27 protein-coding genes are annotated in these 25555 nt (G+C 41.6%); 16 read left to right on the top strand and 11 right to left on the bottom strand.

From position 1 onward, the window contains the following. Positions 1–84: 84 nt before the first annotated feature. The 7 genes from L4C38_RS18495 (at position 85) to L4C38_RS18465 (ending at position 5769) form a co-directional block, all read left to right on the top strand. On the top strand, positions 85–528 hold the full coding sequence (locus L4C38_RS18495) for a PTS sugar transporter subunit IIA (protein ID WP_428799028.1): 444 nt from the start codon (positions 85–87) through the stop codon (positions 526–528). A gap of 10 nt (positions 529–538) precedes the next feature. Further along, positions 539–805, top strand: a complete 267-nt coding sequence (locus L4C38_RS18490; RefSeq protein WP_428799027.1) for a PTS sugar transporter subunit IIB — start codon at positions 539–541, stop codon at positions 803–805. Positions 806–816: 11 nt separating this feature from the next. Further along, positions 817–2169, top strand: coding sequence for a PTS ascorbate transporter subunit IIC (gene ulaA / locus L4C38_RS18485; RefSeq protein ID WP_428799026.1), 1353 nt, complete (start codon positions 817–819; stop codon positions 2167–2169). A 66-nt stretch (positions 2170–2235) separates the two neighbouring features. Beyond that, positions 2236–3087, top strand: a complete 852-nt coding sequence (locus L4C38_RS18480; RefSeq protein ID WP_428799025.1) for a transketolase — start codon at positions 2236–2238, stop codon at positions 3085–3087. Then, the gene (locus L4C38_RS18475) at positions 3084–4025 is read left to right on the top strand and encodes a transketolase family protein (RefSeq protein WP_428799024.1); all 942 of its coding nucleotides are present in this window, start codon (positions 3084–3086) and stop codon (positions 4023–4025) included. The genes L4C38_RS18480 and L4C38_RS18475 overlap by 4 nt, the downstream gene beginning before the upstream one ends. A gap of 166 nt (positions 4026–4191) precedes the next feature. Next, on the top strand, positions 4192–4920 hold the full coding sequence (locus L4C38_RS18470; RefSeq protein ID WP_428799023.1) for a GntR family transcriptional regulator: 729 nt from the start codon (positions 4192–4194) through the stop codon (positions 4918–4920). 408 nt (positions 4921–5328) lie between these two features. Then, positions 5329–5769, top strand: coding sequence for a GNAT family N-acetyltransferase (locus L4C38_RS18465; protein ID WP_428799022.1), 441 nt, complete (start codon positions 5329–5331; stop codon positions 5767–5769). 86 nt (positions 5770–5855) lie between these two features. Here L4C38_RS18465 and L4C38_RS18460 read toward each other — a convergent pair whose 3' ends face one another. Further along, positions 5856–6767 carry a LysR family transcriptional regulator gene (locus tag L4C38_RS18460; protein ID WP_428799021.1) on the bottom strand — a complete coding sequence of 304 codons (912 nt, stop codon included), beginning with the start codon at positions 6765–6767 and terminating at the stop codon, positions 5856–5858. A gap of 143 nt (positions 6768–6910) precedes the next feature. Between L4C38_RS18460 and L4C38_RS18455 the strand changes: the two genes are divergently transcribed. The 3 genes from L4C38_RS18455 to L4C38_RS18440 all read left to right on the top strand — a co-directional run bounded on the left by L4C38_RS18455 (position 6911) and on the right by L4C38_RS18440 (position 11112). Continuing rightward, complete coding sequence (locus tag L4C38_RS18455) at positions 6911–8971, top strand: alkyl/aryl-sulfatase (protein WP_428799020.1); 2061 nt, start codon at positions 6911–6913, stop codon at positions 8969–8971. A gap of 424 nt (positions 8972–9395) precedes the next feature. Continuing rightward, positions 9396–10478, top strand: a complete 1083-nt coding sequence (locus L4C38_RS21310) for a methyl-accepting chemotaxis protein (protein ID WP_489686415.1) — start codon at positions 9396–9398, stop codon at positions 10476–10478. A gap of 154 nt (positions 10479–10632) precedes the next feature. Next, positions 10633–11112, top strand: a complete 480-nt coding sequence (locus L4C38_RS18440; RefSeq protein ID WP_428799019.1) for an aminoacyl-tRNA deacylase — start codon at positions 10633–10635, stop codon at positions 11110–11112. A gap of 153 nt (positions 11113–11265) precedes the next feature. On the opposite strand, the gene L4C38_RS18435 is transcribed toward L4C38_RS18440, so the two are convergent. Next, the gene (locus L4C38_RS18435; protein WP_428799018.1) at positions 11266–11805 is read right to left on the bottom strand and encodes a helix-turn-helix domain-containing protein; all 540 of its coding nucleotides are present in this window, start codon (positions 11803–11805) and stop codon (positions 11266–11268) included. Between the two features lie 98 nt (positions 11806–11903). Between L4C38_RS18435 and L4C38_RS18430 the strand changes: the two genes are divergently transcribed. The 3 genes from L4C38_RS18430 to L4C38_RS18420 all read left to right on the top strand — a co-directional run bounded on the left by L4C38_RS18430 (position 11904) and on the right by L4C38_RS18420 (position 16251). Then, on the top strand, positions 11904–13064 hold the full coding sequence (locus L4C38_RS18430) for a benzoate/H(+) symporter BenE family transporter (protein WP_428799017.1): 1161 nt from the start codon (positions 11904–11906) through the stop codon (positions 13062–13064). 281 nt (positions 13065–13345) lie between these two features. Further along, positions 13346–14974, top strand: a complete 1629-nt coding sequence (locus L4C38_RS18425; protein ID WP_428799016.1) for a HAMP domain-containing methyl-accepting chemotaxis protein — start codon at positions 13346–13348, stop codon at positions 14972–14974. Positions 14975–15453: 479 nt separating this feature from the next. Next, positions 15454–16251, top strand: a complete 798-nt coding sequence (locus L4C38_RS18420) for a cysteine peptidase family C39 domain-containing protein (protein ID WP_428799015.1) — start codon at positions 15454–15456, stop codon at positions 16249–16251. Between the two features lie 108 nt (positions 16252–16359). On the opposite strand, the gene L4C38_RS18415 is transcribed toward L4C38_RS18420, so the two are convergent. The 9 genes from L4C38_RS18415 to L4C38_RS18375 form a co-directional block, all read right to left on the bottom strand. Continuing rightward, a complete protein-coding gene (locus L4C38_RS18415) occupies positions 16360–16788 on the bottom strand; it encodes a VOC family protein (RefSeq protein WP_428799014.1) in 429 nt (142 codons plus the stop codon). A 218-nt stretch (positions 16789–17006) separates the two neighbouring features. Beyond that, the gene (locus L4C38_RS18410) at positions 17007–17552 is read right to left on the bottom strand and encodes a DUF1097 domain-containing protein (protein WP_428799013.1); all 546 of its coding nucleotides are present in this window, start codon (positions 17550–17552) and stop codon (positions 17007–17009) included. Positions 17553–17562: 10 nt separating this feature from the next. Further along, positions 17563–18447, bottom strand: coding sequence for a 3-hydroxy-5-phosphonooxypentane-2,4-dione thiolase (lsrF, locus tag L4C38_RS18405; protein WP_428799012.1), 885 nt, complete (start codon positions 18445–18447; stop codon positions 17563–17565). 11 nt (positions 18448–18458) lie between these two features. Next, positions 18459–19094, bottom strand: coding sequence for a DAK2 domain-containing protein (locus L4C38_RS18400; protein ID WP_428799011.1), 636 nt, complete (start codon positions 19092–19094; stop codon positions 18459–18461). A gap of 138 nt (positions 19095–19232) precedes the next feature. After that, a complete protein-coding gene (locus L4C38_RS18395; protein WP_428799010.1) occupies positions 19233–20228 on the bottom strand; it encodes a dihydroxyacetone kinase subunit DhaK in 996 nt (331 codons plus the stop codon). A 110-nt stretch (positions 20229–20338) separates the two neighbouring features. Further along, a complete protein-coding gene (locus L4C38_RS18390) occupies positions 20339–20653 on the bottom strand; it encodes a hypothetical protein (protein ID WP_428799009.1) in 315 nt (104 codons plus the stop codon). Between the two features lie 327 nt (positions 20654–20980). Beyond that, positions 20981–21337, bottom strand: a complete 357-nt coding sequence (locus L4C38_RS18385) for a helix-turn-helix domain-containing protein (protein ID WP_428799008.1) — start codon at positions 21335–21337, stop codon at positions 20981–20983. Positions 21338–21495: 158 nt separating this feature from the next. After that, on the bottom strand, positions 21496–21885 hold the full coding sequence (locus tag L4C38_RS18380; RefSeq protein WP_428799007.1) for a ribosome recycling factor family protein: 390 nt from the start codon (positions 21883–21885) through the stop codon (positions 21496–21498). 110 nt (positions 21886–21995) lie between these two features. Continuing rightward, positions 21996–22583: a TfoX/Sxy family DNA transformation protein gene (locus tag L4C38_RS18375; RefSeq protein ID WP_428799006.1), complete on the bottom strand. Its 588-nt coding sequence runs from the start codon at positions 22581–22583 to the stop codon at positions 21996–21998. 375 nt (positions 22584–22958) lie between these two features. Here L4C38_RS18375 and L4C38_RS18370 point away from each other — a divergent pair, with 375 nt between their 5' ends. The 3 genes from L4C38_RS18370 to L4C38_RS18360 all read left to right on the top strand — a co-directional run bounded on the left by L4C38_RS18370 (position 22959) and on the right by L4C38_RS18360 (position 25380). Beyond that, positions 22959–23879 carry an HDOD domain-containing protein gene (locus L4C38_RS18370; protein WP_428799005.1) on the top strand — a complete coding sequence of 307 codons (921 nt, stop codon included), beginning with the start codon at positions 22959–22961 and terminating at the stop codon, positions 23877–23879. A gap of 16 nt (positions 23880–23895) precedes the next feature. After that, positions 23896–24801, top strand: coding sequence for a LysO family transporter (locus L4C38_RS18365; RefSeq protein WP_428799004.1), 906 nt, complete (start codon positions 23896–23898; stop codon positions 24799–24801). 66 nt (positions 24802–24867) lie between these two features. Further along, positions 24868–25380 (top strand): hypothetical protein, encoded by a 513-nt coding sequence (locus tag L4C38_RS18360; protein ID WP_428799003.1) that lies wholly within the window; start codon positions 24868–24870, stop codon positions 25378–25380. Positions 25381–25555: the final 175 nt, after the last annotated feature.

Raw genomic sequence — 25555 nt, 5'->3', positions numbered from 1 at the left:
ACCATTGTCACCTTATTTTCCAAATATCTCTTATAGCATAACCTGTATAGACAGCTTTGTTGTATTACTGGTTGAGGTACAAATATGCTTTCAAGTTTACTTTGCGAACAACGAATCAAAATTGTTGATAACGTTTTAGATTGGCAAACCGCTATTAACTTGGTGTGTAAGCCTCTAATCAAATCAGGTGACATTACACCTGAATATGTTGAATCCATTATTAATGTAACGCTGGAACTTGGTCCTTATTATGTCCTTGCACCAATGATCGCAATGCCTCACGCTCGCCCTGAGCAAGGTGTTATTAACCATTCCCTATCTCTTCTTGTAGTTCGTAACGGTGTCGAGTTTTACAGTGAAGACAATGACCCTATAAAAATTCTCCTACTGCTTGCTGCGAAAGACAGTAATCAACACATTGAACTAATTACTTCAATTTCTACGTTCTTCTGTAACGAATCCGATGTATTGAAAGTAATTAAAGCCACAGAAAATAAGCAAATTTTAGAAATAATCAATAAATATTGAGGAAAAGTCTATGCGTATTATGGCGGTATGTAGCACTGGTTTAGGTTCTTCTTTCATGATTGAAATGAAAGTAAAAGAAGTCATGAATGAGTTGGGTATTGATGCAGAAGTTGAGCACACAGATCTTGGTTCTGTTACTCCTGATATGGCTGATGTTTTTATTTGCACAAAAGATCTCGCAGATAGCATCCACGCTGGCGATGTTATTTCAATTCCAAATATTATAGATAAATCCGCAATGAAAGAAAAAATTGAGGCTTATTTAAACAATCACTAAAGGAATTCATTATGCTCCATTTCATTACTGATATTCTTAGTACACCTGCAATATTAATTGGCTTAGTCGCATTGCTGGGCTTAGCTATTCAAAAAAAATCAAGCTCCGACATTATTAAAGGTTCAATTAAAACAGTTTTAGGTTTTATTGTTCTTGGTGGTGGTGCTGGAATTTTAGTTGCCGCGGTTACACCTATGGGTGTATTGATGGAACAAGGTTTCAATCTTCGCGGTGTTATTCCAAACAACGAAGCGATTTATGCAACAGCAATGGCTGACTTTGGTGCCTCTACCTCTTTGATCATGGCTTTTGGTATGGTGGCTAATATTTTCTTTGCTCGCTATTCCAAATTTAAATACATATTTTTAACAGGGCATCACACATTATATATGGCATGTATGGTTGCCATTATTTTGAGTGTGGCAGGCTTTGGCGGTGTCATGCTTGTTGTCCTCGGGTCGATAACACTTGGGCTGGTCATGGTGTTATTCCCTGCGATGGCTCAACCATTTATGCGCAAGATCACTGGCAGTGATGACGTCGCATTTGGGCACTTCTCGACTGTTGGTTATGTCGCATCAGGTCTCGTTGGTCAGTTCGTTGGCAAAGGCTCAAAGAGTACTGAAGAGATGAACTTGCCGAAAAATCTAGTCTTTCTTCGTGACTCATCGATCTCGATTTCAATAACAATGGGTATTATTTACTTGGTACTCGTATTAGCTGCCGGATTTGATTTTGTAACGGAAAATCTAAGTAATGGGCAAAATCCTATTGTTTACGCAATCCTTACAGCAATCGGGTTTGCTGCCGGTGTGTTCGTTATCCTGCAGGGGGTACGACTAATTCTTGCCGAGATCGTACCCGCTTTCACTGGTATTTCACAAAAATTAGTTCCAAACGCAAAACCAGCCCTAGACTGCCCAATCGTATTCCCATACGCACAAAATGCAGTGCTAGTCGGTTTCCTATGCAGTTTCCTTGGTGGCTTAGTGAGCATGGGGATCTTAGGTGTAATGGAACTTACACTCATTCTTCCTGGTGTTGTTCCCCACTTTTTTACTGGCGCAACCGCTGGCGTATTTGGTAATGCTACTGGTGGTCGCCGCGGGGCGGCAATTGGATCATTTATCAACGGAGTAGTAATAACATTCCTAACGCTATGGCTGCTACCAGTACTTGGCGACCTTGGTTTTGCCAACACAACATTCTCTGATTCTGATTTCGCCGTAACCGGTATCTTCCTTGGTTACTTAGCCATGATTGGTAAAGAAGCTGTCATCATAGGTATTGCTATAGTGGCTGGGGCTGTATTAAGCACTAACTTTCTCGGCAAAAAATCTTCCGACACCGCAGAAAACAGCTAGCAACAAACTGGGTGAGCATTAACGGCTCACCCGCCTTTCCCCCGCCGAATTTAATAAGAGGTTTATATGCAGACTCAAGCTATGCAGGTACCACTCGACTTACACCAAATTGAATCTTTCAATTTAGCGATAAAAAAAGAAATGTCTCAGGCACTTTTAAACATGGGGTACGGACATTTTGGTGGTTGCCTTTCTGTAACGGAAACTCTCGCTTGCTTATATGGTCATTACCTAAAGCACGACCCACAAAACCCGAAAATGACAGATCGTGATCTGTTTGTTCTCTCTAAAGGTCATGCCGGTCCTGCTCTATATGCAACACTGGCGCTACGTGGCTTCTTCGACCTCTCTTGGCTCCAAACCATTAATGCGAATGGTACAAACCTCCCAAGTCATGCAGATATGAATAAAACACCCGGAGTCGACATGACCACAGGTTCACTTGGTCAAGGGATATCATGTGCAACTGGCATGGCGGTTGGTAGTAATTCAAACGTATTTACTATCGTAGGTGATGGCGAGCTTCAAGAAGGTCAATGCTGGGAAGCTGTTCAATTCGCTGCTCACTATAAACTCAGCAACCTTGTTGTATTTGTTGATAACAATAAACGCCAACTCGATGGCGCATTGACTGATATACAAGAACCGTTCGATCTACAGCAAAAATTCGCGGCTTTTGGCTTCAAATCACTGACGGTTGACGGAGGAAATATCGCCGAAATTTGTAGTGGTATAGAACAAGCCCTTGCTACAACCGACAAACCAACAGCCATTATTCTCGATACGGTAAAAGGACAAGGATTAAAAACGGTTGTTGATATCCCTGCCAACCATCACCTGCGCATTGATGACAATCTTCGCGTAGCAATTGAAACAGACATCGCTATGTTAGAGAGAGCAATTGAGGAGTTAAAATGAGCCAAGAACTTCGAGTTATTCACGTTGAAATGCTAATGGAACTCGCTCATGATCATGATGAAATAATGGTGCTGGAAGCCGATTTGATGGGAAGTATGAGTACAGGTAAGTTCGCGGAAGCACACCCCAATAAATTCCTCCAGTGTGGTATCGCAGAAGCCAACATGATCGGTGTAGCTGCAGGTCTGTCTGCGGTGAATAAGGTTCCATTCGTGCATTCATTTGGCTGTTTTGCAACACGCCGCTGTTACGACCAAGTCTTTCTTGCTGGCGGATATGCTCAGCAGCATCTCAATATATTTGGTAGTGACGCTGGGGTAACAGCTGTCGCAAACGGTGGAACACACATGCCATTCGAAGATACGGGACTGATGCGGCTTGTACCTAACTCAACGGTTGTCGATGTATCAGACGAATACGTCCTGCGTGCAGCCATGCGGTATGCCTATCACCACCGAGGTGTAAACTATATTCGTTCAACTCGAAAAGATCTGCCTCATTTATATCAATCAGAACAAGATATTGAAATTGGCAAAGGCAATGTGCTGAAAGACGGAGCGACAATCACATTGGTCGCTTCTGGCATCTGCGTACATGATGCAATGCAAGCAGCAAGCATCATTGAAGAAAAAACCGATCATAAAGTCGCGGTTATTGATATGCATACCATCAAACCTCTCGATGTTGATTTACTCGTTGAGTATGCCGAGAAAACTGGACGCATCATCACAATTGAGAACCATAATGCAACTGGCGGCTTAGGTGATGCTGCCGCAAGCGCACTCCTCTCTTCAGGTGTCACACTAAAAAGCTTTTGCAAGCTGGGGGTTCAAGAACAGTTCGGACAAGTTGGTTCACTCGATTTCTTAAAAGAAACTTACGGAATTAGTGCTGGGAAAATCGCAGAATCTTGTTTAAACATTCTCAACAAGCACTAATAAGTACTTATTATTCGACTTAGTCCATGAGGTAAAAACCTTTTTCAAACGCTAAGGCTCACATATACTGACGGCTGGTATCGCTATAAGAGCCAGTCGCCAGTTTGGGGCTTGCACTTAAATTCCCCCCATTTTAGTCGTATAAATATAATTAAATCGAACCATTATGACATTAGTGCTAACAGGTAAAAGACAGGTTGTTGTCGAGTTTATCGAAAACAAAATCGCAGAAAATCAAATACCTTCTGGAGACAAACTCGATACAGAATCAGGTATAGCTAAAGCACTCGGTATAACTCGCGCAACGGTTCGAGAAGCAACGAGTTATTTAGTCGAAAAAGGCATCATTTATCGCGTCAATGGCTCAGGGCTGTATGTAGGTTTTGTCAGCAGACCACACGAAAATGATTTCCGTGTTATATCTCCATTTGATCACCAAGCCGAACAAGCAGGACAAAGTGCCGTACGTAGAGTTTTATCTATCGACATTATTGACGTTCCTTCTATTCAAATCGCTCACGCTCTGCGCATTAATCCAAACGACAAAGTCTACTGCTTAGAGCGATTGGTAAGCTTTGGCTATATGCCCGTTTCATATGAAAAAGTTCATATTCCTACCTCTGTCTGCGATTTATCTGAAATCCATAAACTAGAAGAATCAAAATATAGCCACATGGAACAGATCACAGGAAAAAAAGTACAACTAAGAGAACAAGATATTTCTGCCTTTAATCTAAATGATTCAAAGCAGTCAGCATTACTTAAAGTTGATGAAGGCCAAGCTATGATTGAGCTAAGAGAGCTTGTGTCGTTTGATGATGGCACTCCATTCGAGTACACGGTTGCCGTAATCAATAGTGATTTGTTTAATATCCATCAGGTGTTAAGAAGATAAATGTCAAAAGTGCAACCATACAGATGATAAATGTCGCGTAGCCGACATTGAATCCTAGGGGTTGAAAAACCCGAAACCTTCTCTCATCATAAGTTGTAGCAACGCGTTCGATGAGTGCTGCTGCTTTCAGTGACATGGCTCTAAGCACTTATTAATTCAACTCACACTAATCTGCTCTCTTTCTCTCCTAATTCAAAAAAACCTCCTTGAAATTTAGGTAATTACCACCCAACGAGAAAACGAAAATAGCGCATCATCCTCTTTATTTACTTTTGCATCCTAACCTCTCAATTCCAACGCTAACTACCTGATTTTAAGTTGTATACAAATAATAAAAGCTACATGATAAGTTCAGAAAAACTCATTTCTGCGTATATAAATACGTTCTTCCCATTGAGGATAAGTAAAATGGAAACAACTATCGGCAATAGCTCTGAACTTATAGAAAAAGCGCAAGCTATTCGCTATCAAGTGTTTATGATTGAGCAGAAAATCCCGGAGGAGTTAGAAATTGATGGATTCGATGAAACATCGACTCATGCTCTTGTCATCGAACAGGGCAAAGCGGTTGCCACGGCTCGACTAACGATAAAAGACGATAATTCTTCAGTTCTAGCTAGAGTCGCTGTTATTGAGCCTTACCGAGGTATGGGCATAGCGTCTAAGATGGTTAAATCATTGATGGAATATGCCAAAAACGCCGGCGTAAGCTCAATTAAAATTCATGCACATGGGTATCTACAAAATTACTATGAAAAATTTGGCTTTGAGTTTATTCGAGAAGTTGAAATTGTTGGTGCGCATCAGTTAATAGAAATGCGTCATCAAATAGCACGCACCAGCATTTGAGATTTCAAAACTTCATGAAAAAAATATAATCAATTTTTGAGCTCGATGGGATTAGATCTAAAACGCGTTGTCTCAGTATCTATTGTTTACGTCTTACCTATTTCCACATACTGCAAAATTTTGTCTCTCAGCCATTGGTGTGATGGGTGATTATCGGTACGCTTATGCCAAATCATATATTGCTGTACTGGCACGGTTTCAAATGGGATAGGTAGCACTTGCAGCTGAAAGTGCTCTGCGAATCGGTTGGCGATATATCGCGAGGTACTGCCGATACAATCTGAAGAGGAAATCAAAGCACACATGGTTATTAACGAGTCGCATTCAGCGCTGATTTTTCTCTCTTTCAACGGTAGCGTAGTAAAATAGTCTGCCGTGTATTGATTTGAGCGACGCATTCTAAACGTAACGTGTTTTTCGTCATAATACTGCGCTTCATCAATTGAATCTCTGATCCTTGGGTGCTCCTTTCTAGCTATTAATACCAACTCATCGTTCTGAACGTGTTGAGTCTTATAGCCATTCACTTGTGGGTAGTGGATATCAATCGCTAAGTCAGCTTTTTGCATACTCAAACTATGCAATAAGTCTTCCTCATTGTTTGGCACCATATTGAACTCAATAGATATATTACCCAAAGTTTGGTCTGCTTCTGCAATGGGTTGAATTTTAATCAATGCCGATTCATTAACTAAAATGCGAAACTGGTGATGTTGCTGATTATCAAACTGCTTAAGTGTACTTACCGCACTGGTGATACCTTGTAAAGCTGGCTCTAGTTGCATTGCCAGTTGAATCGCGGCGTTGGTTGGCGCAATTCCTCGCCCTTCTCGGGTAAACAAGTCGGTTCCAATTTGCAGTTGCAAGCGCTTAAGTGCCCCACTCACTCCCGGTTGAGTCATGCCTAAAGACTCAGAAGCAAGCGTGATTGATTTGTGGCGAAATACCTCTAGAAAAACACTTAATAAGTTTAAATCTAACTTTTCAGTTTCACTCATCTTTCCCTTCCTCAATCCCTTAGAAAGCAATCATCAAAACATAGCCAAATGTGATGTATCAAATAAACTTTACTTTATTTTTTGTTATGTGTCTTGGTCATATACTCTCCTCATCGCAACGAACACTGATTGAAGAGGCACTTATGACAACTTCACCTAGATTTAAAAATGCATCGTTACTTATCGCAATCTCACTGGCTTTCCCTGCCGTAGCTGCCAATCATGACCACTCACATTTTAATGATATTGGTCAGCAAGGCGGTAAAGATGCGACTGATATGACGATCAAAGTCAATAATGAGTTCGCTAGGACGTTAAATTTTTCAGACACTCGCGCTTTTGAAAACAACAACCGCGGTCTCATTGCGAGCTTTGATGAAGAAACCGGCAATATCATTCGTAACAGCTTCGACTTCATAGACTCAAATGTGGCTAACGCCGATCAAGCGCCCGATTCAGTCAACCCTTCACTATGGCGACAGGCGGTACTTAACCAAGCGGCCGAAGGTTTGTATGAAGTGATTCCGGGAAAGGTTTATCAAGTACGAGGTGTCGACTTAGCTTCAATTTCATTCATTCGTAGTGACAATGGCTGGATTGCTTACGATGTTTTACTAACCAAAGAAGCTGCGGAGAAATCACTGAAGTTTTTCCAAAGCAATGTTCCTGAAGGTGGTGACCTACCTATTGTTGCAATGATCTACTCACACTCTCACGCCGATCACTTTGGTGGAGCAAGAGCAATTAAAGAAGCTTACCCTGAAGTCACCGTCTACGGCTCAAAGCACATTACCAAAGAAATTGTGGATGAGAACGTACTCGCGGGCAATGCCATGTCACGTCGCGGCGCTTATCAATATGGCGCAACTCTAAATCGACACGAACACGGTATTGTCGATGCCGCCCTCGCCAAGGGACTCTCGACTGGCACTATTACCTATGTATTACCTGATTATGAACTCAACCATGAACAAGAGATTGAAACACTAGTCATTGATGGTTTAGAGATGCAATTTATGGACGCATCAGGCACAGAAGCGGCATCTGAAATGGTGACCTATATACCAAGCATGAAAGCACTCTGGACGGGCGAACTTACCTACCAAGGCATGCATAACATTTATACTCTACGCGGTGCCAAAGTGCGTGATGCTTTAAAGTGGTCGAAGAAAATTAATGAAATGCTAGTCACATGGGGTGCCGATAGCGAAGTCTTATTTGCCTCGCACTCAGCGCCAATTTGGGGTGAAAAAGAAATTGAAAGCTATCTAAAAATGCAGCGTGACGCTTACGGTTTTACCCACAACCAAACGCTACGCTTAGCCAACAATGGTGTGGTATTGCAAGACATCGGTGATGAGATCTACAAAGTGATGCCAGACAGCATTCAGCAATCTTGGCACACCAACGGCTACCATGGTACGTACTCACACAACGCACGTGGTGTCTACAATATGTACCTTGGTTACTTTGATATGAACCCTGCAAACTTAAACCCTCTACCAGTGGAACCAGAGTCGGTTAAGTTTGTTGAATATATGGGTGGCAGTGACGCAGTAATTAAAAAAGCGCAACAGGACTTCAAACAAGGTGAATATCGCTTTGTTGCCACAGCATTGAACAAGGTTATGCAAGCAGAGCCAAACAACAAGAAAGCACGAGGTCTGCTGGCGGATACTTATGAGCAATTAGGCTATCAATCTGAAGGCGCTGGCTGGAGAAATATCTACTTAACAGGAGCTCAAGAATTGCGTATCGGTACTCAGCCTGGAGCTCCGAAGACTGCATCACCGGATGTATTGGCGAATATGACCATCGAGAATTTACTTGATTACTTAGCGGTGAAAGTTGATTCACTTAAAGCTCAGAACACACCGTTTACCATGAACATCCAGTTGCCTGACGTCAATGAGGTTTACTATGTTGAGATGTCTAACGGCAACCTGAACAATATTCAAGTCGATGAACTGCAAGATGCCCAGAGTACTTTAATCATCAACAAAGCAGATGTATCAGACGTTATTCTGCACAAAACAACTCTAACGGCGTTGCTTGATAGTAAACAAGCGGGAGTGAAAGGTGATAGTTCATCAATTAATAAATTGCTCTCTTCATTAACCGAAGCAGAAGCATCGTTTGAAATCGTTCCACGCCCAAACAACGGAGAAGAAATCGACGCAGAGCTATATGAACACGTGCACTAATTCAGCATTGAAACCGTTAATATCGCTTGAACCTTTGATCTAACAAAAGCCTCAGTCAGAACTTTCTCGCTGAGGTTTTCTTTTAGCCAGCGCAATCTTATTAAGCATAATCGGCTACTACAAATCTCATCCTAAAGTAACTAGCTCAATTCAAATTGTGACCAACACAACTGCTACAAGACTCACCATAATGCACAAAAAATGAGCGGTGAACATTGCGAATTCTATAAGGGATTTATTAGAATATCATACCATTACAAATTACACCTCTTTGTTTACTATATTTAATTAAAAATCACTAAATATCAGAAATAATTTGTTACTTTTATTTATTGCCCTTTTTTTTGTAGAGTAAAATGCGTACTATGCGCGGCATATATTCATCTAGATTAATGCTCTCGATTCGCATTTAAGAACATTATCCATGTATAAACTAATTTCTGTAAACAAAATAAACTCGCTAACAAGTGAATTATCTTCATCAAAAAATGAATTACGTACCAGCATAAGCATTCAAGAAGACTTGTCACAAAAAATCATCATGTTAGAAAAGGAATGCTGTCAGCTAAAGGGAGAGTATGACTCAAGCCAAGCGATGATCTCCCGCATTATCAATACAACCGCCCCATTGCAAGAAATCCGCAGCAATCTAGCTGAGTCGGCAGCTCAGACAGAACGCTTTTTGTCTTCGTATGATGAAGAGACTCGAGATGGGCTAGCATTACTGGCAAGTTTTCAAGAAAGCCTATTAAATACAAAAGATAATACGATAAAAATCGGTATGCAGGTAGATACTCTAAAGTTAAACGCTGAAGATATCGCTAAGTTTGTTGTCACGATTGATGCCGTATCGGAACAAACCAATTTACTTGCTCTGAATGCCGCTATTGAAGCCGCTCGTGCGGGTGAACATGGTAGAGGTTTTGCTGTTGTTGCTGATGAAGTCAGATCCCTTGCTCAAACTGCTGGTCAGTCAGCACAACAAATAAAAGATGTTGTTTCTGAAATTAGCGACAACACCTCTTCTTGCCATAGAGACATGTCGAAAATCAATGAAGAATTCGATATTTTAGGTGCGCAAATTGAAGAGCTCGTTGATATTATCACTATCTTGGTTAATAACTCCAATAAGTTATACGCCATTGTAAAACGAAGCTATAACCATATATTTCTGAGGCTGGTAGCTCTTGACCATGTCGCTTGGAAAATAGATGTATATAGGAATTTTAATAGTGATAAACCAAACGCAGAATTAATTGTTGGTCACCATGATTGTAGGTTGGGTAAATGGTATTACAGAGGACGTGGGCGTGATTTGTTTTCTGAATTCAACAGCTTTAAGCGTTTAGAACAACCTCACGCAGATGTGCATACCTTTGGCTTAAAAGCAGTAGAGACTCTAATCAATGGTAATGCAGAACAAGCATATCAGTACCTAGAACAAATGGAGAGTGCTGCTGATAGTGTAATTTCTGGGTTGGAAACGCTAGCACAAGAGCTAGACTAGCCTTCCCTTGCGAGGATCATCACACAGCAAAAACTGTCGCCAATCAAAATGCACATTAAAACTCGCTATTTGGCGATATTATGCACGGCTAAATTGGTCTGAATGGCTCACTGTTTCTATACTTAAACTGGGTGTTAGATATAAGGAGTTGCGTATGACTATTGCGGCTCGATTTAATCAATATTTAAAAGAACACGATATTCATTTTCAGACGGTTCAACATATACATAGCCGGAGCTCATTGCACAGCGGCTCTGTAGCGGGCATCCCGCTCATGAGCTTAGCGAAAGGCGTTGTACTTGAAGATCATGAAGGACATCATGTGATGGCGGTTCTTCCTTCGAACAATAAGATCAGTCTTTCTCGAGTCAATGACGAGCTCTGTGCGAGCTTTCATCTTGTGAAAGAGAGGCAAGTGTATGAGTTGTTCGACGATTGCGATAGTGGTGCTGTTCCACCGATTGGCAGCCCTTATCATATGTCGACCTTGTGTGATGAAACCTTAACCAACCTTGATTCAGTCTATCTTGAAGCGGGTGATCATGAAACCTTAATTAAGCTCGATAGAGAGTCATTTAAACAGCTAATGGGTCAAAGCAAGTGCTTTCGATTTAGTAGCGAAGTATTCCATTGATGCAGATTACATTAGTGTTGACAGTTAGATCCAAATGCCTCTAGTACTTACTGGGGGCATTTTTCTTTAGCCACTAGATAGCAAAGCACTCGGCTGTCCGACTCTAGTTAAGTAACGGTTACATCTAAGGCTTCACACTCCAAATCAACTACATTACCTTGGGTAGCAAACAATATTTTGGAATATCGCGGTTTCGCTAATCGCCTCATACCCATGTGGTTGATCACTCAAGAAACGGAGCCGTTCTCCGGCATATAACGGGTGCCATTGATTGTCAAAATATACATTCAACTGCCCACTTAACACCAGTACATGTTCAATTACCCCTACCCCATGTGCCGACGACATCTGTCGATGATGCTCGGTCAGTGTAATCTCAAACATTTCCATACCGCTATCCGCCTTATAAGGGAATACAGTATTCACTTTCATTGAGCCATCTTCAGGAAATGTTTGCTGGCTTGAAAGTAGCTCAGGAGAATTAGCAAAGAAGGCTGAGAAAGAAGTCTCCAACCCACTCGAGATCTTCCATAACGTAGAAATCGTTGGGCTAGACTCTTCTCTTTCGATTTGTCCCAGCATGGCTTTGGAAACGCCCGTAAGTTTGGATGTAGCATCTAAACTCAACCCTTTCTTTTTCCTTTCATATTTCAAATGGTTAGCTATTTCAGATTTAAAAACTGAATCATTCACAATGCAATGCCTCTTGTGCGCTATAACGCACGATGATACTTTGGTTGGTGTGCGCTTTAGCGCACAAAGGAATTTTATCACAGCATCAGGAAAAGAAAATGATAAAAAGGCAATTCAATCTAAGTCATTTTTCTGCTGGATTTACCGCGGTATTAGTCGGTTACACAAGTTCGGTGGTTATCATTATTCAAGCAGCAACGACTGCGGGCGCAACACCCGCACAAATTGAAAGTTGGCTGCTGGTATTGGGCGTTGCTATGGGGCTAACATCCATCGCCTATTCTTGGTTCTACAAAATGCCGATCTTAACTGCTTGGTCCACACCGGGAGCAGCAATGCTCGCTATTTCTGCGCACGATTATAACTTAAACGTCATTATTGGTGCCTTTGTTGTGTCAGGGGGGTTGATACTTCTAACCGGACTAATCACCCCATTAAGTCGAGCGTTAGAGCGTATTCCATCACAACTAGCAACAGCTATGCTGGCTGCTATATTGCTCCCCTTTTGTCTTGAGGGTTTTAAAACGATCACGACTACGCCAGTGATCTTTATATCTATGTTCGCTGGTTTTTTACTGGCGAAGCGTTTTGTTGCCAAATACGCAATGCTTGTTCTACTGACTATCGGCGTTATATGCACTTTGATCGTTAGTAACACTGAACTCGGAACCATTGAGTTCTCTATAGCTCAACCAATATGGATAAAACCTGGATTTGATATAGCATCAATATTGAATCTATCCATTCCTCTCTACCTCGTGACTATGCTTTCTCAGAACTTACCGGGTATTGCGATGATCAAAAGCTATCAATATAGTCCGCCAGTGAAACCAATACTGATTGGCACAGGATTAACCAATATTCTCTTTGCTCCATTTGGTGGGTTTAGTGCCAATCTTGCCGCTATTTCTGCTGCTATTTGTATGACACCAGAAGTTGATGCCAACCGTGCACATAGGTATCGCGCTGCAATATGGGCTGGCGTTTTCTATCTCATCGCAGGAGTTTTCGCCAAAACCGTAGTTACACTATTTATGGCGCTACCACCTGAAGTGACAAAAATTTTAGCGGGCTTTGCGTTATTAGGAACATTACTCATGTGCCTAACAAATACACTTCAAGAGGTTGGCTATCGCGAGTCTGCGCTATTTACATTTCTGATTACTCTTTCAGGCGTTAGCTTTTTGGGGGTCAGTGCTACGTTGTGGGGACTACTTATCGGAATGATCCATTTACGAACAACGAACAGATCCACATAAGCTATTGATAAAAAACATAATGGATCACACTCTATCTTTGTATTGCGATGCCATCTGCAAAAAATGATATCAACACATTCAACAATTAATTATTTTTGTGATACAAATCACTCACATATAATGAACTTTATCGATAAAGTGTAACAAAGCGTGCCGACAATACGAAAAAGTCGACAAAAGAGTGTGAATCAAATCATTTATTACTTGAGTTTTATATTTTGGTCTGTTCACCACTAACTACGTGGTGTCGACTACTGGGTAAATCCATTTCAGGAAGAGACATGAGTATTAGAGATTTAAGCATCGTAAAAAAAATATGGCTTAGTTATTTAACTGTTTTTTTAGTTTGTATATCAGTATCAATCATGTTGGTTTTGAGCTTATCTACGCTCAATCAAAATATCACAATGTTAACCAACAAAAGTCTACCATCCGTATCAATATTGAAAGGGATTCAAGTCGATATTACGAAAGTTCGCAAAGATGAATTTTCATTGTTACCTAATGGTAACCACCCGAAAATTGGAGAATGGCTGAAAGACCTCGACCAGTGGCGTTCGGATGTCCAAACTGGCATCACTTCTTTTGAAGCCTTACCTCTCGACAGAAACGAAAAGGAAGCTTTTCAAGTATTTAAAGATACTTGGAACCAATATATTCAAGAAACGAGAACCTATAATACCCTTTTAAGAAACGGCAACATAAATAGTGCTAACGACGTTGTACTGGCGAGCTTTTCTACTTATTCCAAAGCACTCACTAGCCTTGATGATACGCTGAAGTTAAATGATGAAATGGTGAGTCATATTGGCGAGGAAGTACAAAGTGAATCAATGTCGGCTCAGTACAGTGCCGGCATCGGAGCTGTGGTGATTGCTGTGGTGATCATTCTTTCATCTGTGTTGTTGTCTCGTGTGATCTGCCGACCAGTGAACCGAGCGCTCGACTTCGCATCAAAAATCGCTCACGGACAACTCAACAATTCTATTGATGAGCGAGAACTCACCAAAGATGAGCTAGGCACCTTGCTTAAAGAATTGGTGACCATGCAATCTAACCTTCATTCGCTCGTTTCTGAAATCAGTGATTCGACGATTCAACTTACTGCGGCCGTCGAAGAAGTGAGTGCTATTTCTTCTCAAACCGCAAGCGGTATGCAGAACCAAGAATTAGAGCTAACTTCGATGGCATCAGCCATGACTGAAATGCAAGCTGCAGTTGGTGAAGTTGCGCAGAATACCGAAGTCGGCGCAACGTCTGCATACTCAGCAACCGAAGTAGCAAAACAAGGCACTCAGACGCTTCATCAGACCATTGCAGTTATTGAACGAGTTTCTGTCACTATTCAGGAATCAGAAGAACTCGCTCAAGAGCTCGAATCAAGCTCCAAAAACATCAATATGGTCGTTGATGTAATTCAAGGTATTGCTGAACAAACCAATCTATTGGCGTTAAATGCCGCGATTGAAGCCGCGCGCGCTGGTGAACAAGGACGCGGCTTTGCGGTCGTTGCGGATGAAGTACGTTCGCTAGCTCAACGAACCCAAGACTCAACATCGCAAATCGTTGAAATCGTAAATCAATTGCAAGCCAATACGAGCAAAATGGGACTATCGAGCAAAGATTGTCAATCTGGAATCGCTCAATGTGTTGAACAAGTTAATGAGGCTGGCAATCAGATCAACGAGATTGAACAGTCCGTTGACAATATCGCACAGATGAGCACCCAAATCGCAACGGCCTGTAGTGAGCAAAATTCAGTATCTGAAGAGCTCAATCGTAGCGTTGTTCACATAAATAGTGCGTCAACGGTAATGGCTGAAGGGGCTTCACAAACTGCAGTGGCATGCCAACAAATTAGTAGCTTGGCTCACGGCCTTAAAGTACGAATCGAGTCGTTCAAGTTATAACGCTAACCTTGACTAAACTACTCCAGTAAACGCCCTCAATGAGGGCGTTCTCTTGCCTAACTCAAACATTCAAAAATTTGGGCTACGCGACGTATTCCACCCTCACTCCGATATCTAAACAGTTACGATCCAAACTGTAATAAATGACACTTAAGCAAATTTCTGATTTGTAGTCAGAGAGAGTTGTTATGCGAGTCGAAAGATGGTCACTTAAACTCATGCTCAAAGCTTGTTACCGTATAATGGGTGTTACAACAGACTCTTAAATACAAATGTATACCTAAGCATCTTGACGTGACTTGGGTAAAGTCGTGTAGATAAGCTAAGGTATTTCAATGACTTTCGTCCTAAGAATTATTATTATAATTTCCGTAACATTCATTGCTTCTTGCAAGCATGTTAAACCTGAGCAAATTTTTTATAACAGCCAGCGGTCTCTAGAAGAGTCAACTTATACAATCAATGACGACAGTATTAAATTGAACATCCCAAATTTGAACTGGGATACCTATACAGCCGGTGTTGAACGAGTTGGTTGGTGTGGTGAGGTATCCATTCAAATGATCGCCTTACACTATGGCTACTACCACTCCCAAAAAACCATAAACCAACTCGGCAAACCAAAGCATTTGGACCTTTATTCAGATGAAATTGAATCGGTAATGAAACTGCTCGGTTTTGACTACTCTTTTTATATAAACGAGAGAGGACAGGACGTTGGTGATTACATTCGTTGGGTTAAACATAACCTTGCAAACCGTATACCCGTATTCTCTGGTGTAAAAAGAAACCCTTCCGGAAATCCGAATTGGTATTTAGACCATTTTGTAGTTCTAACTGGTTACGATAAATGGAATATTTTTTACAACAGTAATAATCGAAACCATGGTGAGGTTGTCGTTGAAGAATCACTCTTCCTGTCGTCTTCCAAGCCTTATAACCTCAAAAACTCTTCTAATTTCTATTTTGGCATTGCCGTAGATGGCATCAATTTACATGACAAAAACAAGCCGAATTCCCACCCAGTTCGGCTTTTAGTGTTAGGCGAAACTGAAGATAAAGTTAATTTGGGGATTCGAGTCCAAGATTTACTTGTCGGTCAGCAATACACTTTATCGAGACATCGAATTGACATGGACTCTAAGCGAACTGTTATCGACAGTTCAGAGCTATTTGTGGCTAGTAAAGACACAATGACGTTTAAACATCTCGTCTTAGATAAACATGAAAGCTACTTCTATACGATAGAAAATACCAAGCTTAAACTCGAAAGTTAGCATGACGATAACGCCCGACACTCTATAGTCACTAGCGTTTATATTTACTTCCGAGCGTATCCTAACCACGATAAATATTGCCCTCCATTTTGGAGGGCAATATTTAAACTACAACTCGTAATCATTACGTTCTTCAGCGACCTGCGAGAAATATTCGACAAACTCAACTTGAATGCCGTGTTCATCCATATAGTAAACATTTTTTCGATGCGGGTGTTCAGCCCCCCAATGATCGAGCTCGAATCCTGCTTGCTGCAAACGCTCTACTGTCTCGCCTAGATTCTCTACCGCAAAGCCTAAATGGTTGAGCCCAGTGAAACGCTCTGTCCAGTATGGCATATGCCCTTTACCCTGTGAGTCAATAGCGAGGTAAAATGTCTCATCCCCGACATGAAACCATTGGATTTGTTCACCCCGACCATTTTCATATTCACCTTTACCACGCACTTGCCAATCTGGCAGTGCCGCTAGAATAAGCTTGATGGTGTTTTGTGGGTTAACGACTGAGATGTTGGCGTGCTCAAAATAGGTTTTCATAAGTTTAATCCTTTAGTTGATATTCCCTGTTTGGATGCATCAACTATAAAACCTCAAGTTAACTTCAGGTAAAGCTTTTTTTTCTAGGTCCAGAAATTTCATCTAATCGCTGTTAGTTTTGTATCGATAATTGCACATTTTGTCTTTTAGATGAGCCAAAAATGTAGAACCCAGCATCTCAATTAATACTGGGGTCTACTACACTTTCGCTTCTTAAATTAATGACTGACATGCGCTCCGTGATCAGAGCCGTGCTCTACATAGTACTCATAGCGGCTGCGCAGATTAATCGTTACCCAACCATAACCTAAGCCGATAAGGCAATAGATTAACTCTGTGATACTGGCAGTTAGATAAGTCGCTCCACCTACGTAAGACATAAAGCCAAAGAAGGTTCCGGCTCCTACAAATAGCGCGGGCACAAAATCAAACGGTGGTAGCCGTTCTAAACAGATACATGGCACCACCACCACAAAGATCGCCGTTGGCACCGCAAAAAATCCGAGTGCATTAAAGACTCCGCCGAACTCCATGATGGCTATTGAGGCAATAATGCCCGAGATATAGCCAAAAAAGGTCTTTTTACCTCCTTCAACATTGCAGCCTGCCATGAAGTACATCGCCCAGGCAATAAATGCTATCCAGCCAAACCCAACATTGCCCTCTATAGGCATAAGTGGAGCCACAACTTGATCAACAATTTGAATCGTAAAAGCTAAAAACGCGACCATGATTGGAATGACAATAAATTGCGAAAATTTCATGTTATCTTCCTTAAAGTAGTGTGTTTTTTTCAGTTTCGAATAAGTCAAAAGCTTGTTTCGGTGTTAAACCTGAGTGCACCACTGCATTGATTGCTTTAAGCATGCCGATCGGGCTTTCAGATTGGAATACATTGCGCCCCATATCAACACCCGCTGCGCCTGCTTGAATTGCGTTGTAGGTTAGGGTCAATGCATCAAACTCAGGAATTTTTTTACCACCAGCGACCACAATTGGCACTGGACATGCTGCGACGACTTTTTCAAAATCCTCGCAGTAATAGGTTTTAACGATGTGTGCCCCCAACTCAGCAAGTACGCGTGACGCAAGCATGAAATAACGGTTAGTTCGTTCCATCTCTTTACCAACGGCAGTCACACCCAATGTAGGGATACCAAGCCGAGCACCTGCATCAATCGTTTTAACTAAGTTATGCAAGCTCGAACATTCACCATTAGCGCCAATAAATACTTGAATGGCTAAGCATGAGGCATTGATGCGAACCGCATCATCGATATCCACGCCAACCACTTCATTGCTCATGTCGTCATTAAGTACTGTGCTTCCAGCACTTGCGCGCAGAATGACTGGTTTATTGTGTATTGGTTGAATGCAGGTTCTTAGCGCCCCACGCGTTGCCATTAATGCATCTGCATAAGGTGCAAGAGGTTCAATCGCGAGATCGAGCCGTTCTAATCCCGCCGTCGCTCCCATGATGTAGCCATGATCAAACGCGAGCATTACCGTTTTACCACTCTCTGGACGAAAGATTCGGCTAAGGCGATCTTTCATTCCCCAATCAACATGATCCATGCCTTTGACATAGAATGATTGACCAGTCGCGGGTTGATCCAATCCGTAGTCTTTTGCTATTTGATTTCCATCTTTATCAGCCATAATGATGCTCCTTAATGAACTTGGTGGACGGCTTGATTAAACGATTCAAATAGAATCGCCATGCTGGTTGCTCCGGGGTCAATAAAGCCAATTGCCTTTTCGCCCATATTTTTTGCCCGACCACGTTTTGGAATCATCGCCTTGGTCGATTCCGCTCCCAATCTTGCTGCGATGGCTGCATGTTCAAACAGCTCTTCAAGAGTCGCCCCATTTTTTGCATCAGATTGCATGGTTTCAGCCACTGGAATTAACGCGTCTAACATGGTTTTATCACCTTGATGGGCACCACTTAATCGCATGACACGCTCTACGCCAAATTGGAAAGCTATGGCAGTTTCTATCGGGTTAAGCTCTTCACTGGTTAACCCTTCACTTAATCCCAAGAACAGGTTGCCAATCAACATGCTTGCTGAACCGCCATCTTGCTCCATGATGCTCCATCCAAGCGCATCAACCTGCTTATCCCATTGTTTTTCTTCGCGACTTACTGATTTATCGATGCAATGGCATACTCGCAACATAGTAGAACCATGATCGCCATCTCCGGTTTTACTATCTAATTCATTAAGCATTGGAACTTGCTCCAATAGGTTCTTTGTTGCCGTTTGAAGCATGCTAAATAAAAGGTGCTGATTTAATACAGTCATGGTGTTCTCCCTACTTTAGGCAAAGCAATGCCCTACGTGGCTTCATTGCTGATACCACATATAAAAAAGGTGCCTTTGACGGATAGATTTCCCTTAACGTCAGCTTTAACTGTTAGCTGCTACGTTAAGGGCGTTTGGTTATTGCTGGGTCCAATAAGGAGCGTTGCAGGGTTTATCCCAGTAGGTTAGCGCTTCACTATCAAATTTGGCTAAGCACATTTGGAAACCTGCCATTTCTTGAACAGTTAGAATTTCTTCCACTTTTGAACGCGCAACTGTGACTTGTTTATCTTGCAGGGTTAAGTGGCAAGCCCTTGCAACAATAAACATTTCCATCAGCGTGGTAGCACCTGAGCCATTCACCATTAGCATCACATCGTCACCCGCATGCACGTCGATTGCCTTGCAGAGCTGCTCAATCATAATGTGCGCTGTATCGTCAGCTGATTGAATTTTCATTCGTCCACCACCACCCTCGCCGTGTTGACCCATGCCAATTTCCATTTCATCATTAGCCAGATCACCGATTGCCATGCCCGATTGTGGATGGGTTGCATTACTCATAGCAACCGCTAGGGTTGCAATGGTTTGATTGAACTTGTCACTGATACGATAGACTTCATCTAAACTCAAACCATCTTCCGCAGCCGCACCAGCAATTTTATAAATAGGAACACAACCAGCTAAGCCTCGGCGATCTTTGATATCAGCTTGAAGACCCGCACTGATATCGTCATGAGTCAGCAACATTTTAACGTTAATACCTTCGCGTGCCGCCATTTCCATTGCCATGTTTGCAGCCATGACATCACCTTCGTGGTTAAGCACAATAAGCAAAACCCCTGCTGGGCAGTCAGCCAGTTTCAACGCTTCAAAAACTTTAGGCGCACCAGGAGCAGCAAAGATATCCCCGACAACGGAATAGTCCAACATGCCTTCGCCAACATAGCCACTTAACGCAGGCTCATGACCCGCCCCACCTAAGGTTACAATCGCGACTTTATTGGGATCTTTAGGTGCAAAACGAGCAACAATTTTGTCGGAGACGATTTTCACCTTTTGAGGGAAAGTCATTGCATAGCCTTGGAGAAGTTCTATCGTGATGTTTTCAGCGTTATTGATAAACTTTTTCATAATATTACTCTCTGTAATCGTGATTGATTGAGAATCCTTTAAATCACAGGCGGTGGTTATGCGCTTTCTACCGCAGCCAATACATAACGAGTCCTGCATTCATCTTATATTTAGAGGTATTGCATTAGCTCAACAGGTGCTTCATCTTCCATAATGAAGGCTATCTTCAATGATTCGTTAGCATTAAATGGCTCCAATAGAATCGTTTTTCCTTGCATCGCCTCTTCAAGATTGTCGACCTCATAAGCAACGTGCGCGGTCGTTTTCAGTGCTTCCGGCATAGGGCTTTCTTCTAAGAACCTCAGCCACTCAATATTGTGTTCACTGTGATTGAAGTCTGTAGCGTAAAGTCCGATATCTTGATTAAAAACCTCGCCTTGATGAACATGTTGTGTCGGGATACCAATATGACTAAATTTCCTCATTTCATACTCCTTAGATCGTGTGTTCTTTGTTCGATGAAATGAATATAAGAAGAATCATGAATATTTTACGTGATATAAATCACGTTGAAACAAACTTAAAAAGCGCAATGAAAACAACAAGTTAAACAAACAACTAACGATTAACTGGGCAAGTGCAACAAGCGTAAAAATTGACTATTCTTGAGCAAGTGCAACATTGATTCTCGGTTGCAGTAAGAGGAAATTTGATAGGCTTGAGCAAGTGCAACAGAGGTAATCCAATCGTAATCGCCACTTTATGAGCAAGTGCAACACGTGATCAACTTCACGTTTTAAACCTAATTAACGTTATTTTTCTCGCTGGCACGAATTAATTAGCTGATCTAACTGTTCTACAGAGAGTTCTGGATGGTGATTTTGAACAAATTTTTTACAGTTATCTTTGCTCAATCCGAGCCGAATAAGCTCTCTAAACAACTCTTCATATTGCTGTTCAATAATTTGCTGATGAAATTTCTTTCGATACGCGGCCATTTGTTGGGCTAGTTGAGGTTCATACCCATAAGGACCTGAGTTACGATTAAGCTCTCTGCTAACCGTAGAGCGATGGATATTGAGTAGCTTAGCTATCTCCGATTGGTTTTTACCCTCTTTTCTCATCGCCCAAATTTGTAAGCGCTTTTCTTCCGTGAGTTGTTGGTACATCGAGAACTCCTCTAGGCAATGAAAAGTCTATAATCTATGAACCTGCTGAAAAAAACCGTGAATGGGAAAACAATACGTGATTAAAAAACGGGCGCGGCTAGAATGTTGGAATATTTAAAATGAATATAAGGCTTGATAACTAGGGATAAATGGAAAGGTTACAATGTCTCGTTTTTAAAGCGTGCCAACCTTGCTTGAGAAATATCACACTGGGTAATATCCATTAATTCACTAAGCGTGATATTGGGATTACTTTGTAGCAATTGAGCAAGTTGCTGTTCTATTGTTACGGGAGGTTCAATTTGCGCGAGTAACGCAACTAATTTACCAATCACAAACTGGTTTGTTAACGAATCATGCGCTTGAAGATGCTTCAGCAGTGCTTGTAAATTATTATAGCTCCCTTGTGCTTGCCAATTTCTAGATCGTCGGACACGCTGAATTTGACAACCATGTTCAGTTGCAATTGCACGAATAAAATTAGCTTGCTCTCGCCCAATCCGATGTATTAAAGAAGGGAGTGATGCTGTGTAGCGTTCGTCAGACATAGCTCGATCATCTCTTAAAACTTAGGCTACTTTACAGCAAGGGAAACAAAAAAACACCGAGCAACTTACTCGGTGTTTTCAAAATTTTTTAATCGACTAACACGATTGCGTTACTGACAGTTTGCCAGCAACTGGCGCTTGCGCGGCTCTTGTATCAATTTCCAATGCACGCCTTCAATTGCTCCGGCAAATTTCCATAGCAGTTTAACATCAACATCACTGCCATAAGTTTGCTTAACACGAGAGAAGACTTGTGCCGCTCCTAGATCAACAAACTCATCCACATCATCGATACCTGCTTTTTTCACCATACGTTCTAGCGTTAACTGCATATTTGGCAAATCTCTTAAACGACGATTTGCAGACGAACGCTTAAATTTACGTTGTGACACAGAATAATCGATCGACTGTTTGACAAGATAGTCTAACTTGTCATCTCGAGACGTAAAAATATCACTAATATCATAGTAATTTACAGTCGCTGTGGTTTGCTTTTTAACATGGCGGTATTTTTCACACCCTAGAGTGCAAAGCTCTTCATCTAAGCTATCTCCACCTCGAATAAATACACGATCGCCATTAATTAAAGCGAACATTGCATCATCTTTGAATAAACCTGTACCTCCAAACATTGAACGTTTTTGGAAGTTTCCATACTGACTTACATATTGAACGAACGATTGCTCTGTCATATCCATTGATCCTTCTAATCTTCCCCGATTATTGGTGATCACCAGACTTGCAGCATTTAAAAAGCGAAAAAAAATCTTTGCCGATATATTTGTATAGTATTGAATTTCGGCGTTTATTTAGTGTTTAATTTGTATTGGGAAATGATAGTTAACGAAACAAATTAAGTCTGGTCAAACTTCACATCAATCGTTATCAAATGACACTTTTATGGGACCGGTATCACATTCAACAAAATGCATCATTTTCAGCTCGGCAGAAAATCATCTTTTGGAGTGAATTAAAATTATTAACTGAAATATCACTGAGTAACATTCTTTGATTGCTTGATTACTCGTATAAACGGTACACTTCTGACAAATAAGAACCATAATAAAAATGCTATGACTCATCTATCTTTTTACTGGCTGCCAGAAAACCGCGCATTAATCGAGAAAGGAATTGAAACTGAATTCGCCTCTTTTATAGAGAGCTCTATCGACTCAGGTAAAATTACCCTTCCTCCCATTCCGGAAGTTGTCACCAAAATACAGCAATTATGTACTCAAGATTCTACAACAGCAATGGATGTCGCCGATTGCCTCGTTGAGGATCCAGGGCTTACTGCCGCAGTGATTCGCATTGCAAACTCAGTGATTTTCAATCGTCGCAACATTCAATGTACTGAGGTGATTACTGCTGTTTCTCGTTTGGGCATTGTCCGTGTGCGTGACATCGTCACAGCGCAAGCAATTGAACAATTAAAAAATTCTGTCAACCTCTCGAAAGAGTGCAATCAAATTTTGCGTCAAAGCGCGACCACTTCAAAAGAGTTGGCTGCAACCATGGTTATGGTGACAAAAGAGTTTAGAAAGACAGAGTCTGATGATTACCTACATTTGGTTTCCGATAAGGCACTACTAACTGGCTTGCTCGCCGATATTGGCTTATTTTGCATCGTAAACGAATACTACCTCTATTTAGAAAATGGTAACTATTTAGATAGCGAACTAGCATTGCGAATTTTTAGCGCTCTTTGTCCTGCGGCTAGTCGCTTGGTGTTAACTAAGTGGGGTTTTGACGCCGACTTTATTGACGTCGCGATGAATCAAAATCAGCATAATACCGATTTTGATGTCTCATACCTCGATGTAGCTCGTATCGCTCACCATATCTTAATGTTTCGCAGAAACGACGAGAATATTGACGACCACACGGTTGAAGTCGATGTTACCGGTGCAGATATTCTGTACAACTTGACCAATTTGAGCGATAGTGAATTTCGCAACAAAATACAAGAATTAATCAGAGCAAGCGGGCTTTAGTCCGTCAGGAAGTTGTATGTTTTCAGGGATGTTATTTATTTTTGCCCCGCTTGTAGTGGGGTATTTTATTGCTGTTTCAAATCAACGTTTACTCGATAGAATCAATGCCACCACGACCCATCTCATTTATGTCATTCTGGCGCTAATGGGATTAAGTCTCGCGGCACTGGATAATCTCGGTGACAACCTTCAAACCATTTTGTCTTATACCGCGACTTTCTTCGTGTGCTTAGGTGCATGCAATATCGCAGTATTACCAATAGTGGATAAATTTCTCCCGCTTGAGGTTGACGCGAAAAACACTCACCTTCCACTATCTTCCATGGCAATGGAATCATTGAAACTCATTTTAGTGGTGGGCGGTGGTCTAGTGATTGGCTTAATGTTGCCATTTGATCTTTCTTGGGTCGATACGGCCAGCGAATGGATACTTTTCCTTTTGCTATTTTTCATTGGTATTCAACTGCGTAATAGCGGTTTAACCCTAAAGCAAATCCTAATCAACAAACAAGGTATGTGCATCGCCGCACTGATTATAGTGAGTTCTTTAGTTGGCGGCGCAATCGCAGCGATGATACTCGATATCGATATCTACCGCGGATTTGCCATGGCGTCAGGGTTTGGTTGGTACTCTTTAGCTGGTATTTTGATGGGTGATGCGTTTGGACCAATATATGGCGGCGCTTCATTTATGCTAGAGCTACTGCGCGAACTCGTAGCGTTGGTGCTAATACCTCTGATTATTCGCACTCGTCCATGCACAGCAATTGGTTACGCAGGTGCAACTGCAATGGACTTCACCCTCCCTGTGATTCAAACCACTGGTGGCGTGCGTTGCGTGCCCGTTGCAATCGTTAGCGGCTTCATACTTAGCCTATTAGTACCAGTACTGATGCTGTTCTTTGTCTCACTTGCGGGCTAGATCGTGGGAATACATTTAAAATTCTCTTAAACTACGCCCACAATTAATAACAACTAGGAAGTTACCATGAAACGTACGTTACTAGCACTGCTGCTAAGCGCGACTTCTACAGCGGCCTTTGCTGCTGACAACTCTTGCCTATCGAATAAATACGATGCTTATGTAGAAGCATCAATGCACTGGTATGAAGATTTAGCGCAACTAACAGCAGAGCAGTATCCTGATCTCAAGGAAGTCAGTCAGTGGTATTTGGATGGTCGACGCAACCATTTTAATCTTAATGCAGAAGCCGTTAAGTTCTACCTTGAGAATGATTCGTCAAAAGTGGCGAGCGAAAAGCCCGTTGAAGCATGGTTGCAATTAGAACAAAAAGATATAAAAACTCTCGCGTCACGCAGCGATTCTTTGGGCAATGCTGCAGAAAAAACCTTTGCAGATCGCCAAGATCAACCTCATCCTCAAAACTACGAGCTTCGCTCAGCGTTTGCTGATCTGTTAAGCCATCCAACTAAAATTGACAGTGCATTAAAACGTTACAACACATCAATTGCCAAAGTCGAATCAATGACTTGTCCTTAGTATAATTATGGTTAATTACCCCGGAGAACACCGCTTAGGTTAATTAACCATCAATTTACCTACATTTTAATCAACAGCGGAACTTACAATCTAAGTTTCTTCAATTAAGACGGGACATTTTTTTGTTTTTCGTTTAGATTCTTCGTCTGCAACAAAATATGATAAGAGCAATGTC

The organism is Vibrio kasasachensis (assembly GCF_050337565.1).
Lineage (GTDB): Bacteria > Pseudomonadota > Gammaproteobacteria > Enterobacterales > Vibrionaceae > Vibrio > Vibrio kasasachensis.
This window is presented reverse-complemented; position numbering and strand designations above follow the sequence as displayed.